We start from the raw sequence: 12,419 nt of genomic DNA on the forward strand, positions 1-12,419 counted from the left end.
CGGAGCGGCTGTCCTTCGCCGGCAGGTGGGAAGCGGTCCGGGTCAGCGCCCCACGGCGATACGCCGCGGGGCGCTGACCCGGACCGTTCCCAGAGGTCACCCGGGGCACGGTCACCGCTGCGGCGGCTCGCCGGGCAGCGGCTCTCAGCTGCCGCGGCGCACCCTGGCTGCCTTGCGGGCCTCGGCGAGCTTGCGGGCCTCACCGGCCTTGCGGGACTTGCCGCCGGTTCCGCGGGAGGCGTCCTTGCTGGTGCCCAGGCCGCGGAAGGGGGTGTTGGTGTTCTTGGCCCGGGGTGCCGCGGGTGCACCGTCGAGCGGGGTGCCGGAGGGGGCCTTCGCCCCGGTGATCCGGCTCAGCTCCGCCTCACCCGAGCGCACCTTGGTGGTCGTCGGCTCGATACCGGCCTCAGCCATCAGCCGGCTCATCTCGCGGCGCTGGCCCGAGAGGACCAGCGTGACGACGCGGCCGGCCTCACCGGCTCGGGCGGTGCGGCCCGCGCGGTGCACATAGTCCTTGGGGTCGGTGGGCGGGTCGACGTTGACCACCAGATCGAGGTCGTCGATGTGCAGGCCACGGGCCGCCACATTGGTCGCCACCAGAACGGTGATCTGGCCGTTTTTGAACTGCGAGAGGGTCCGGGTGCGCTGCGGCTGGGCCTTGCCGCTGTGCAGGGCCGCGGCGTGCACCCCGCTGGCCCGCAGGTGGCGGGTCAGCTGGTCGACCGCGTGCTTGGTATCCAGGAACAGCAGTACCCGGCCGTCGCGGGCGGCGATCTCCGTGACGACGGCATACCGGTCGGGGCCGTGCACGACCAGCACATGGTGGTCCATGGTCGTGACCGCGCCCGCGGACGGGTCGACCGAGTGGACGACGGGGTCATGGAGGTAACCACTGACCAGCTGGTCGACGTCGCGGTCCAGGGTGGCCGAGAACAGCATCCGCTGCCCGTCCGGGTGCACCTGGTCGAGGACCTCGGTGACCTGCGGCAGGAAGCCCATGTCGCACATCTGGTCGGCCTCGTCGAGGACCGTGATCCGCACCCGTCCCAGGCGGCAGGCCTTGCGCTCGATGAGGTCGTGCAGGCGGCCGGGGGTGGCGACGACGACCTCGGCCCCGTCGCGCAGTGCGGCGGTCTGGCGGCCGATCGACATGCCGCCGACGACCGCGGCCATCCGCAGCCCGAGCGCGTCCGCGTACGGCGCGAGTGCCTCGGTGACCTGTTGGGCCAGCTCCCGGGTGGGCACCAGGATCAGGGCGAGGGGCTGCTTCGGCTCCGCGCGCCGCCCGGCCGTCCGTGCGAGCAGCGGCAGGCCGAAGGCGAGCGTCTTGCCCGATCCGGTGCGCCCGCGCCCCAGGACGTCGCGTCCCGCGAGGGCGTGGGGAAGTGTGGCTGCCTGGATCGGGAACGGCTCACTGACGCCGAGCTCGGTGAGGGTGCGCAGTACCTCGGCCGGAAGTTCCAGGTCGGCGAAGGAGGCGACCGGGGACAGCGGCGGGGTGGGGGGCACCGGTCCGGCGGGGTCGCCGTGCGAGGTACCGGGGCGGTCGGGGTGGTTCATGGCGAGCCTTCCGCAGGGGGAACGTACCGAGGAAGGCCCGGCAGGACACGAGCAGCCGACGAACATCGGGAAACCGGACGGGCAGAAGTGCCGACCGGATCGCCGACCGTCACGGCCGTCCAAATATGTGACGTTAACACACAGTGACAGTGCGCCCCTGCGCTGTGCTGCTGATCGCTCGCTCTCCCTGCGTCGGTGACGCGAGGCAGGCCGAGAGCCGTTCCCCATTCCGACGCATGCAGATTCCGACGCATGCAGATTCCGACGTATACAGCCTTGCTGTCAGGAGTCGAAGCGGCGGCGGGCGGTCTCGATGGGGCCGAGGTAGCGGTGGGTCCAGTCGCACATTCCGTCAACTGTCGCTCGCAGGGCGCGCCCCGGCTCCGTGAGGGTGTACTCGACCCGGGGCGGCACGGTGGGGTGCACGCACCGCTCGACCAGGCCGTTGCGCTCCAGCATGCGCAGGTTCTGGGTGAGCATCTTGTGGCTGATGCCCTCGATCGCGTTGCGCAGCTCGGTGAAGCGCAGGGTGCGGTCACCCACGGTTTCGATGATCAGGAGCGCCCATTTGTTGGCGATGTCCGAGAAGATCTCCCGCGCCAGGGAATCCGCACGTGTCAGGTCCGCATCGTCCTTGGGTGAGCCCTTGAACTGCTCGGTCACCATGAGGTTCCCCCGTCACCGAAAAGTGCGTTCTTCCATGTCAGCGAGCACTCTCCTACGGTTCCTGAGTAACCACAAGAGACCGCAGGTGTCTCTCACCAGATGGAGGTGCAGCATGGCCGTCACCCTGATGGACCCCAGCGGATTGCCCACGATCGACGTCTACCGGCAGGTATCGATCGCCTCCGGGTCGAAACTGGCCTTCATCGCCGGGCAGGTGTCCTGGGATGCCGACGGGTCCACGGTCGGCGCAGGCGACCTCGCCGCGCAGGTCGAGCAGTGTTACCTCAACATCGGCACCGCCCTGGCCGAGGCCGGCGGTTCCTTCGACGACGTAGCGAAACTCACCGTCTACGTCGTCGACTGGACCCCCGGCAAGATGCCGCTGCTCCTGGAGGGGATCTCCAGGGCCGCCGCGAAGCTCGGGGTCACCCCGGTACCTCCGGCCACGCTGCTGGGCGTGGCGGCACTCGATGTCCCCGAGCATCTGGTGGAGATCGAAGCCACCGCCGTCCTCGACTGACTCACGTGATCGTCGTCCACGGGTCGCCGAAATGAGCAGGGCGACGCTCAGCGGCCAACGGGCGTGTCAGTCACAGCCGTTGTGGCTGAGCCCGTCACCTGGCGGGCGAACGCGTCACCTGGCGGGCGAACGCGTGATGTGGCGGGGCCGGGTAGTTCGGTGGGCGGCGTCCGGCCGCCCGCTGCGCCACGGAGCGCCAGCAGCTCAGCGGATCAGCAACGCAGCAGGTCGGCGGCCCGTCCCGAGATCCGTCAGAAGTTTTCCAACACCGCACCAATCCAGCGGAGTTGCGGCTCCGAATACAGGTCGGCGCCCCACCGGGGTGCCGCTCTCGAACCTGGACGATGTGCGGTCCCCCCTTCCCCCTGCGGAGGCCGCCGGAAAAGGAACGAACGTGATAGCCAAGCGCACCAGCCGCCTCGCCATACTCGTCGCTCTGCCCGCCGCCCTGGCCCTCGCCGTGGGCGCGTCCTCCCAGGCCGCCGCCGAGGGCACCGGAGCGTTCCAGATCAATCTGGCGCAGTTGAACGACTCCGGTTCCAAGGGCACGGCGATGCTCAGTCTCCAAGGCAACCGCCTGACCGTGAAGATCGAGTCCGAGGGGCTCGTCCCCGGGCAGCCCTCCGCCCAGCACCTCCACGGCTCCACCGACGGCCATGACTTCCACTGCCCGGATGCGAGCGATGACACGGACGGCGACGGAGTCCTCAACAACACCGAAGCCACGGTCGACTACGGCGACATCAATATCTCCCTCACCACCAAGGGCCCCACGGACATGAAGAGCGGTCTCGCCGTCGACCGCATGCCGGTGGCGGACGCGCAGGGCAAGGTCTCCTACGAGCGCACGCTCTCCGTCTCCCAGGCCGTGGTCGATCACATCAAGGACCTGCACATCGTGCAGCACGGCATCGACCGCAACGGCAACAACAAGTACGACTTCGACGGTGCGGGCAAGAGCGAACTCGACCCCAAGCTCCCCCAGGAGGCCACCGCCCCCACCAACTGCGGCGAGGTCCAGGGCGCCGCGGTGGGTTCCATTCCGGTCGGCGGGGTCGAGACCGGGACCGGGCCCTCCGAGGAGCAGGGCGTTCCGGTCGCGATGATGGGTGCCGGAGGTGTCGCCTTCGTGGCGATCACCGGCGCACTGGCCGTCGCGCGGCGGCGGAAGACCGCGCCGGTCACCGGGCGTACCGGGAGCGCCGCGTGAGCCGCCGGAGCGAGGACACCGTGGCCGAGGACAGCGTGAGCGCCGTACGCCGCCGGGGCCACCGCGTCACCGGCTTCGCCCTCGCCGCGGTATCGGCAACCGCGCTGGTAGCAGGGTGCGGTGCGCAGGAAACGGCGCCGCCCCGATCGCTCCCCGCAGGGCAGCCTCCTGCCCAGGGCGGGGGCTCGTCCCACGACGCGGCGGGTGGAGGCGGCTCCGGGAACCAGGCTGCCGCCGGTATGCCGAAGTCGGTTCCCGAGCGGCTCTCCATCCCTTCGCTCCAGGTGTCCTCCACGCTGGAGACCCTGCGGCAGAACGAGAAGGGGGCCATGGAGACCCCGCGTGATCCCGACAAGGCGGGCTGGTATCAGCCGGGGCCGACGCCCGGCTCCCGGGGGCCGGCCGTGATCGCCGGTCATGTCAGCTGGAACGGCAAGCCGTCGGTGTTCGAGAAGCTGTCGACGATGAAGGCCGGTGACACCATCGAGGTCGCGCGGCAGGACGGGAAGACGGCGAAGTTCACCGTCGACCGCGTCGCCCAGTACCCGAAGAACAAGTTCCCCACGGTCGAGGTGTACAAGAACCTCGACCACGCCGGCCTCCGCCTGATCACCTGCGGAGGGCAGTACGACGAGGGCCAGCACTACTACCCCGACAACGTGGTGGTGTTCGCCAGCCTGGAGGGCAGTGCGTAAGCCGACCCTCTGAGAGCCGACCGGCGGTCCGGCGCCCCCGCACGGGTGACCGGGCCGCTCACCGCTTCCCCTGCCGACGCGGGGCCGGCACCACTCCGATCGCCCTCGGGCGGCTCACCGCGCCGGACTGTCCACGATCCCCGCTGTCCGAGCGGCGGTCAGCCAGTGGGGGTACTCGCTCAGCAAGTGGTCGTACAGGGCGGTGTCGGTGTGCGCGCGGGGGTCCCGGCCGGCGTGGAAGAAACCGGCGTTGTCGACGATGCGCTTGCCCGGTACGGCGAGGTCATCGAGCTTGTGCAGAAACCGGAACTCGTTGTCCTCCGGGTCGCCGAAACCGACGAACTGCCAGAACAGCGGGAGTCTCGCGGCCTTGCACAGATAACGTTCGGCGGCGGCCTTGCTGGTGGGTCCGCCGTCCGTCTGGAAGATGACCAGAGCCGGAGCGGTGCTGCCGGTGGCGAGGTGGTGGTCGATGACGGCGTCCATGGCCCAGTGGTAGTTGGTGCGCCCCATGTGCCCGAGACCCTGGTGCAGTTCGGCGATCCGTCCCCCGTAGTTGTCCAGCCCGAAGTCCGCGGTGCCGTCGACGTCGGTGGAGAAGAAGACGACCGGCACGGAGCCGTCGTCGTCGAGGTGGGCACACAGACCGAGGACCTGCTCGGCCAGATGCTGGACGGCGCCGTCCTGGTAGTACGGGCGCATGGAACCGGAGCGGTCGAGGACCAGATAGACAGCGGCCCGCTCGCCGTCCAGCCCGTGCTTCCGGAGGCTGATACCGGCGCTCTTGTAGAGGTCGACCAGCCCCGGCGCGTTCGCCTGCACCTTCTCCAGACTCACCCTCGTGGCACCCGTCCGTGTCGTCATCACCCTGCCTGCCCACCCTTCGTCGTCCTCGCCCTGGCAAGTGCGCCTGCCCAACGGGGAGTTGCTCAGGTCCCCTCACGCGCCGTCGTCGTGGAGAGCAACTCCGGCCTGCTGGGGATACAGGGCGCTCCCCTGAGATCTTGCCTCGTCAGCACGGGATGCCGCGACTTCCTGCCCCTTCGCCCTGCAATGTCGTTTCCTCGACAGCGGAAGCAGTGCAGGCCGAGAGATCCGCGCCGCACTTTCCGACGCAGACGCCGAGCAAACAGGCACGCGAAACGTCCCCCACACGAGCGAACTCCCTTCAAATGCCTGGTAGTTCCGCATCGCGAGGGTAGGGGATTCTCGATCGCATCTCGCGACGAGGTGCCCGCACCACAGGGAGACTCGTTGAAGACACCCTCCCCTACCCCAGCCCTTGCCTTGGCCGCCTGCGCGGTCATCGCCTTTCTGACCCCGGCAGGTATCGCGCAGGCCGCGACCGCACCGAACCTCCCCACCCGCCCGGTCACTTCGATCCTGCTCGCCAACTCCTTCGCCGGCCCCGACCTGCCCGACGGCTACGCCCACCGCACGGACGAGGACTTCATCCGCGACCTCGGCACGATCGACGAGGCGTTCTGCACTCAAGACGACTTCGAGCAAAGGATCCAGGACGAACTCACCGAGAACTTCCAGGTCCTTCCGGTGATCTTCGGTACCGCCGACGACCCCAAGGACGCCCAGGGCGAAGCGCGCCGGGCCGTGACCGGAACCGACCAGCTCACCAACGAAGCCCGACACCAACTGTGCACGGATGAAGGCACCGTGGAGTACCGCATGGCTCTCGACGGCTTCATCTCGGAGTACGGCGTGCAGCCCAACACGGTTGCCGGAGTCACCGGCCCGGACGACACCGGGAAGATCGAGGACGTCTGGAACGCCCGCGTCGCCGGCTTCCAGGCCACACTCAACCGCTGGCTCCCCTAGGGTCTGTCGTCAAGTGTCACGCCCACATCCGGCACGGCCGCTTGGTAGGACTCGGCGGTCGTGTCGTAGCGGGTGGCGATCCCTCGGCGCTGCTTCAAGCGGTTGAAGCAGCGCTCGACGACGTTGCGCTGCTTGTAGAGGTGGTTGTCGACGGCCGGCGGGTGGTCCCGCCTTACTTTGTGGCCGGTGCGAACGGTCCGACGGCCGGGGGGCCGTGGACAGCGACGGCGTCCGGGTCAACGGTGAGTCGCGGATACCGCCGCGTGCGCCTCGGCCCGCAGAACTTCGGCGTCGGACTGTTCGCTCGCCCAGGCGACATGGCCGTCGGGGCGGATGAGCGCGGCACGGACGGTGGACCAGGCGGGGCGTGGGTCGGGCCGGTGTGCTGTGTGCGTGACCGTGTGGGGGGTGGAGGGCGGCGCCGGGGTGCCGGTGAAGTGCAGCAGGACGTGGCGGCCGGTCCGGAGCAGTGTGAAGAGGTCCGTGGTGTTGGAGAGTTCGAGGTTGGGTGCGCGGTGACCGGTCAGGGGGTGGTGGTGTGCGGGGCCCGGGTAGGTGACGGCCAGTGCGGAGAGCCGTTCGGCCAGGCTTCGGGAGAACTCGGGTACGGTGGCGATGAGTTGGCTCAGGAGTGCGCGCAGGTCCTGGCCCTCCGCCGAGTAGGCGTTCATCAGTGCCGTCTGGGCGCGGGTGCTGAGCAGTAGGTCGGCGCCGACCGGGTGGCGTTCGGCGTGGTAGCTGTCCAGGAGCCCGGCGGGGGCGGTGCCTGCCACTGTGGCGGCCAGTTTCCAGCCGAGGTTCGTGGCGTCCTGGATGCCGACGTTGAGGCCCACACCTCCGGCCGGGAAGTGCATGTGTGCCGCGTCGCCCGCGAGGAGGACGCGGCCTCTGCGGTACTCGGCGGCCTGGCGGGCGGCGTTGCCGAACCGGGAGAGCCAGCTCGGGTCACGCATGCCGAAGTCGGTGCCGGCGATCCGGGTCACCTTGGCGCGCAGCCCGTCGAGGGTGAGTTCGCCGGGGTAGCCGGTGCCGGTACTGTCCGGGTCACCGCCGACGATCCGGTGGATGCCGCCCGGCATCGGGACAATCATGACGCCGCCGGTCGGGCCTGACACGGCGAGCACCCCTTCCTGTGGCGGGCTGTCCAGGACGACGTCGCCCAGGAAGCCCCAGCTGGTTGCGTCGTCGCCGGGGAAGTCGATGCCCGCCGCTTCGCGCACGGTGCTTCGGGTGCCGTCGCAGCCGACGAGGTAGTCGGCGCGCAGTGTGTACGGCCCGTCGGGGCCGGTTGCCTCGACGTTCACCCCGTCATTGTCCTGGGTAAGTCCGGTCACTTGGTGCCCGCGCCGGATGTTGGCTCCGGCCGCCTTCCCGTGCTCCTCCAGCAGCTCCTCGGTGCGGGCCTGCGGCAGGGCGAGTGTGAAGGGGTAGGGGGTGTCGAGGACCCCGAAGTCCATCCGGTCGTCGAGCCCCCCGAAGTGGCCGCTGGGGATGCGCCGCCCCGCCGCGAGGAAGGGTTCCAGCACGCCCCGGGTGGCCAGGGCCTCCAGTGTGCGCGGATGGATGGTGAGGGCCTTGGAGTGGGGATCCCGCTCGCGGCGGGTTTCCAGGACGGTGACGGGGGTCCCGCCCAGCCGCAGTTCGGCGGCCAGCCACAGCCCGGTGGGGCCGCCTCCCGCGATGACTACGTGCTCGTGCTCCATGGCAGCTCCTCAAGAATGTCTTGGTCAGTGACCAAGACGGGGTGCGCCCAGTAGACTAGGTCGGTGACCAAGAAGCAAGCGGAGGATCTCGCCCGGACTCGTCTCGACCCCGCAACGGTGGTGCGAACGGCCCTGGAACTGCTGGAGGAGAAAGGCGCGGACGGGCTCTCGATCCGCGGCATCGCGGACCGGCTCGGCGTCCGGATGAACACAGTGCTCTGGCATGCGAAGACCAAGGCGCGGCTGTCGGAGTTGATGGCGGACGCGATCGTGGCCGGGGCGCCGGTGGACGGACTGCCCGAGCCCTGGGAACCACGGGTCCGCGAACTGCTCCATCGCTACCGCCGCGCCCTGCTGGCCCACCGGGACGGTGCCAGGATCGTGGCCGGTACGTACGCCGCCGAACCCGCCACGCTCCGCTTCGCCGACCTGATGACCGAGGCGCTGCTGGCCGGCGGTCTCGCGGAACGCGAGGCGGTCTGGACCGGCTGGAGCCTTGTCTACTTCGCCTTGGGGCTGGCTCAGGAGGAACAGGCGCTTCCTGACGCGATGGGCCCGGCGTTCGCACGACAGCTGGACACGGGCGAATACCCCTCACTGTCCCGAGCCGCCGCGTACTTCGAGGACACCTCCTTCGACGAGCGCTTCGACTACGGACTCTCCCGCATCCTGGGGGTGTGAAACGGAACGGCGCCCCAACGGCCGGGCTCTCCACCCTCGACGGAGGGCCCGGCCCGGTCCTCGCGGGAGACCCGCGCGCGGAAGTTCTGGATCAAGGAGATCAAGCGCCGACCAGGTCCTGTCCAGGTCCGCACCCGGCACCTTGACCCGCGCGACACGCGCGCTCTCGCCGGGGGGGGGCGAGTCGACGCCCTCATCGCATGGGGATCGTCTGGACGTTTCGGACGGGCACGGCCTGGCGGGACGTACCGGAGCGGTACGGATCCTGGGCCACGCTGCACACTCGCTTCCGCCGATGGGCAATGGACGGCACCTTCCACCGCTCGCCTTCGATCTCACCGGCGGGAACACCCATGAATGCACCCAGTTCACCGCCGTGAGGGAGGCGATACGGGTGCCCCGCATCGGGTCCTTCACCCGCTTGAAGCAAGGGCGCGGCATCGCGACCCGCTACGACAAGGCCGCCGAGTCCTACCGGGCAGCCGTAACCCTCGCCTCGCTGCTGATGTGGGCGTGACACCTTGACGACAACTCCTGGGCGCAGGCGTCAAAGTCTGCTCCAGAAGCCCGCGGACCGGCCCGACCCGGCCCTGCCGCGGTCGCTTGACGTGATCTCGATGACCCCGATGACCTCCATGAGATCGACGATCTCGACGATCTCGTTCCGCCAGGTTTTACCGTTCGGCGTCGCCCCACTCCTGAACGCTCACTTCGTCGCCCACCGACAGCTTTCCCGGTCGCACCACGGAGAATTTCGCGCCGAAAACCACTCCCCCGCTCGCCGCTCTCCGGTAGTCGGCGAGCGTGCGCAGCGGCTCCCGCCCCTGCCGCGCCCCGGCCTCCTGGTCGACCAGGGTGACCGCGCAGCGCACCGCGAGCTTGGCGTAGCCCAACTCGCCCTCCCCGATGCTGATGCGGCGGGCGCGGTCCTCGGTGTGCGGTACGGCCGCCCAGTCGCCGCCGTCGCTGTCATGGCCGTGGCTGTCGTCGGGGCGGCTGTCGACGACGATGTTCGGGCGGAAGCGGTTCATCGGCAGCGGGGCGCCGCCGCGTTCGGCCATCTTCCGGTTGAGGAGCGTGAGGGAGGAACAGGAGATCAGGTGTACGGCGCTGCTGTCGGCGTAGCCGGAGGGGCCGGGTATCAGACCGTCGGCGATCCGGTCGTGCTCCGGTGGCACGCGGACCAGGCGGCTGGGACTGCCGAGAAAGTCCGAGAGCCAGGCGGCGGCGTCGTCGCCCTGGTCGATCCCCTGGAAGGGGGCGCCGAAAAGGTCGACGTCGCGGCGCGGAGCTGACGTGGTCACCTCGATGCCCACCGTGCCGTGACGGACCGTTGAGTCGGCGGTGTCTGCAGTGTCGAGCGTGAGCCGGGTGCCGTCGGTGCTGATGGTGGGCTGGACCAGGGCGAGGCGGGGGTGGCGTCGCTGGGTGCGAAAGACCCCGTCCTCGCTGATGACCATGAAGCTGCGGTCGTGGGCAAGGCCTGCTGGCGTGAGGAGCGCATCGTTCATCGACGTGCCCGCGCACCCCTTGACGGGGTAGCAGATCAGTTCCGTGACGCCGGACATGTGCCGCCTCCTTCGATCGGCAGCCAGATTAGAACGCCGGCCCGGATGGGGTGATGCCGTCGGACCGGATGGCTTGATGACGTCCGTCCGGATGGGGTGATGGCGTCACTCCGGGCGGCATCGCCGACGGGTGGAGACCCCTGGCATGGTCCGACCGGCAGGAAGTCGATACATGGGCCCGGGGTGCAACATGGGCCCCGGACGCGCCCGTCGCCGGCCGTCCTGCCGCTCCGTCAGCCCACCCGCCTGGCCAGCACCTGTCCCGGCCAGGCGCCGGACAGGAAAGACTGGGTGGGGGTGAATCCGTTGCGCTCGTAGAACGCGACCAGTTCGCCCCCACCACCCGCCCAGCAGTCGACCCGCAGCAGATCCACTCCGACCCGCCGGGTCTCCTCGGCGGCGTGGGCCAGCAGAGCCGCCCCGATGCCCAGTCCGGCGTGGCGACAGTCGGAGACCAGCAGCCGGATGTACCGCTCGGGTTCCTCGGCGGGCGCGATCGGCATCTGCGGGCTGGGCCCGGAATCCAATACCAGGGCGCCGACCGCCGCTCCGTCCAACTCCGCGATGTACGGGGCGTTCTCGGTCGTGTACCGCTCGACCCGCGCCACCCCGCCGGGCTTCCGCGAATACGGTGTCGTACCCCACTGCTCGGTATTCCCGCGAGCGTTCATCCAGACCACCGCGGAGTCGAGCATGGCCAAAATGGCCGGAGCATCGGCCGGACTGCCTGGTCTGATCTGTATGCCAGGTGTGGTGTCGTTCACGGCGGGAGCTTAAGCACTGGTGACGAGCGTGGCCAGGACGTGGTCGTGCACAGTTACTGCATCTCCGGGCCGCCGTCCTTTGCGGGCATGGTGCGTCAGTTCGGAAGCGGCACTGCCTGTGGTGGCGGATGCTGAGAATCCGCCACCGGCGACATGCTGACACGGCACCTTCTGACCTTGTGGTCGCCGTATCAGCAGGGTTCATTCGGCTGCGAGTTCCGTCACCAGCCGGGTGGTGAGCGGTATCGGGATGCCGTGTCGCTCGGCCGCTCGCAGGAGGGCTCCCCCGATCGCGTCGAGTTCCAGCGGGCGGCCCGCCTCCGCATCGCGCTGCATGGAGGACTTGCTGCCGGGTGGGAAGGCGTCGTAGCGCGCCAGGATCTGGGCGGTGTCCGCCGGCCCGCCGCAGGCCCGGCTCACAGCGGTGGTCTCCTCGACCATGGCTGTCAGCTCCTCGCGTCGCTCGGACCGGATGTTGCCGATCGGCAGGCGGTAGCGGGTGGTGAGCAGCGCGAACGGAGCCAGGAAAGCCAGCTTGGCCCACAGGACGGCGTTCTCGTCAGGGATGACGCGGGTGGTCGCGCCGGCGGCGGTGAGCATGGTGGCGAGCGGGCCGAGACGTCCCTGCGGACCCGCCAGGTCGATGTCCACGAAGGGGCTGCCGTGCACGACGACTCCGGGAGCGGTGCGGGTGGACTCGACGCGGATCACGGCCGGTACCACCCGCCGTGCGCCGTAGCGTGCCCGCAGGATGTCCGTGTGCTCGATGCCGTTGAGCAGGGGAAGGACGACACAGTCGTTGAGGAGAGGGGGCGGGACGCGGTCGAGAGCCGCGTCGAGCGTGGTGTGCTTGACCGTCACCAGGCACAGGTCGGCGGGCTCGCGTAGGGCGGTGTCCGCCTCGACGGCGGCGGTGAAGTCGCCGAAATGCCCGCTGGACACGCGTATGCCGTGGTGACGCAGTGCGCGTACGGTCGCGTCGCCGGCGATGCAGATCACGCGGTGCCCGGCGCGGGAGAGCAGCGCGGCCAGCAGGCCGCCTACCCCTCCGGGGCCGAGCACGGCCACGGTTGAGGGGGATGCGATCGGGGCGGGGTCCGGGGTGAGCGGTTCGGTGTGGGACATGGGTGGGTGGGTGTTCCTCTCAGCGTGTGGGTCGGCACCCGTCCCGCCGCCCGCGCCCGTCCGGACACGGCAGCAGGCACGGGACGGGTTGCCG

14 protein-coding genes and 1 pseudogene are annotated in these 12,419 nt (G+C 69.8%); 7 read left to right on the plus strand and 8 right to left on the minus strand.

The features are described from left to right. Positions 1 to 144: 144 nt before the first annotated feature. Both ACIRQ7_RS31015 and ACIRQ7_RS31020 read right to left on the minus strand, forming a co-directional pair. Positions 145 to 1,560: a DEAD/DEAH box helicase gene (locus ACIRQ7_RS31015; RefSeq protein WP_404265933.1), complete on the minus strand. Its 1,416-nt coding sequence runs from the start codon at positions 1,558 to 1,560 to the stop codon at positions 145 to 147. A gap of 282 nt (positions 1,561 to 1,842) precedes the next feature. After that, positions 1,843 to 2,226: a winged helix-turn-helix transcriptional regulator gene (locus tag ACIRQ7_RS31020; RefSeq protein ID WP_404265934.1), complete on the minus strand. Its 384-nt coding sequence runs from the start codon at positions 2,224 to 2,226 to the stop codon at positions 1,843 to 1,845. Positions 2,227 to 2,338: 112 nt separating this feature from the next. Here ACIRQ7_RS31020 and ACIRQ7_RS31025 point away from each other — a divergent pair, with 112 nt between their 5' ends. The 3 genes from ACIRQ7_RS31025 to ACIRQ7_RS31035 all read left to right on the plus strand — a co-directional run bounded on the left by ACIRQ7_RS31025 (position 2,339) and on the right by ACIRQ7_RS31035 (position 4,651). Next, complete coding sequence (locus ACIRQ7_RS31025; RefSeq protein ID WP_404265935.1) at positions 2,339 to 2,746, plus strand: RidA family protein; 408 nt, start codon at positions 2,339 to 2,341, stop codon at positions 2,744 to 2,746. A gap of 394 nt (positions 2,747 to 3,140) precedes the next feature. Then, the gene (locus tag ACIRQ7_RS31030; RefSeq protein ID WP_404265936.1) at positions 3,141 to 3,956 is read left to right on the plus strand and encodes a hypothetical protein; all 816 of its coding nucleotides are present in this window, start codon (positions 3,141 to 3,143) and stop codon (positions 3,954 to 3,956) included. After that, complete coding sequence (locus ACIRQ7_RS31035) at positions 3,953 to 4,651, plus strand: class F sortase (RefSeq protein ID WP_404265937.1); 699 nt, start codon at positions 3,953 to 3,955, stop codon at positions 4,649 to 4,651. The genes ACIRQ7_RS31030 and ACIRQ7_RS31035 overlap by 4 nt, the downstream gene beginning before the upstream one ends. Before the next feature lie 114 nt (positions 4,652 to 4,765). Here the strand turns inward: ACIRQ7_RS31035 and ACIRQ7_RS31040 are convergent, their stop codons facing one another. Continuing rightward, positions 4,766 to 5,515 (minus strand): vWA domain-containing protein, encoded by a 750-nt coding sequence (locus tag ACIRQ7_RS31040; RefSeq protein ID WP_404265938.1) that lies wholly within the window; start codon positions 5,513 to 5,515, stop codon positions 4,766 to 4,768. Between the two features lie 390 nt (positions 5,516 to 5,905). On the opposite strand from ACIRQ7_RS31040, the gene ACIRQ7_RS31045 reads away from it, so the two are divergent. Next, entirely contained in the window at positions 5,906 to 6,484 is a 579-nt protein-coding gene (locus tag ACIRQ7_RS31045) for a hypothetical protein (RefSeq protein ID WP_404265939.1), read from the plus strand. Here ACIRQ7_RS31045 and ACIRQ7_RS31050 read toward each other — a convergent pair. Beyond that, positions 6,481 to 6,621 (minus strand): annotated as a pseudogene (locus ACIRQ7_RS31050) (IS5/IS1182 family transposase); the annotation flags it as partial. The gene ACIRQ7_RS31045 and the pseudogene ACIRQ7_RS31050 sit on opposite strands and share 4 nt — an antisense overlap. Before the next feature lie 99 nt (positions 6,622 to 6,720). Continuing rightward, complete coding sequence (locus ACIRQ7_RS31055; protein ID WP_404265940.1) at positions 6,721 to 8,187, minus strand: FAD-dependent monooxygenase; 1,467 nt, start codon at positions 8,185 to 8,187, stop codon at positions 6,721 to 6,723. 63 nt (positions 8,188 to 8,250) lie between these two features. On the opposite strand from ACIRQ7_RS31055, the gene ACIRQ7_RS31060 reads away from it, so the two are divergent. From ACIRQ7_RS31060 to ACIRQ7_RS31070, 3 genes are all read left to right on the plus strand, one after another. Next, a complete protein-coding gene (locus tag ACIRQ7_RS31060; protein WP_404265941.1) occupies positions 8,251 to 8,868 on the plus strand; it encodes a TetR/AcrR family transcriptional regulator C-terminal domain-containing protein in 618 nt (205 codons plus the stop codon). 200 nt (positions 8,869 to 9,068) lie between these two features. After that, the gene (locus ACIRQ7_RS31065) at positions 9,069 to 9,248 is read left to right on the plus strand and encodes a transposase (RefSeq protein WP_404265942.1); all 180 of its coding nucleotides are present in this window, start codon (positions 9,069 to 9,071) and stop codon (positions 9,246 to 9,248) included. After that, positions 9,164 to 9,385, plus strand: a complete 222-nt coding sequence (locus ACIRQ7_RS31070; RefSeq protein ID WP_404266126.1) for a hypothetical protein — start codon at positions 9,164 to 9,166, stop codon at positions 9,383 to 9,385. The genes ACIRQ7_RS31065 and ACIRQ7_RS31070 overlap by 85 nt, the downstream gene beginning before the upstream one ends. Before the next feature lie 157 nt (positions 9,386 to 9,542). On the opposite strand, the gene ACIRQ7_RS31075 is transcribed toward ACIRQ7_RS31070, so the two are convergent. The 3 genes from ACIRQ7_RS31075 to ACIRQ7_RS31085 all read right to left on the minus strand — a co-directional run bounded on the left by ACIRQ7_RS31075 (position 9,543) and on the right by ACIRQ7_RS31085 (position 12,325). Then, entirely contained in the window at positions 9,543 to 10,436 is an 894-nt protein-coding gene (locus tag ACIRQ7_RS31075) for an MOSC domain-containing protein (protein WP_404265943.1), read from the minus strand. Between the two features lie 233 nt (positions 10,437 to 10,669). After that, complete coding sequence (locus tag ACIRQ7_RS31080; RefSeq protein ID WP_404265944.1) at positions 10,670 to 11,200, minus strand: GNAT family N-acetyltransferase; 531 nt, start codon at positions 11,198 to 11,200, stop codon at positions 10,670 to 10,672. A 201-nt stretch (positions 11,201 to 11,401) separates the two neighbouring features. Continuing rightward, on the minus strand, positions 11,402 to 12,325 hold the full coding sequence (locus ACIRQ7_RS31085) for a ketopantoate reductase family protein (RefSeq protein ID WP_404265945.1): 924 nt from the start codon (positions 12,323 to 12,325) through the stop codon (positions 11,402 to 11,404). Positions 12,326 to 12,419 lie beyond the last annotated feature (94 nt).

The sequence above is a fragment of the Streptomyces sp. NPDC101393 genome (genome assembly GCF_044767385.1).
Classification (GTDB): domain Bacteria; phylum Actinomycetota; class Actinomycetes; order Streptomycetales; family Streptomycetaceae; genus Streptomyces.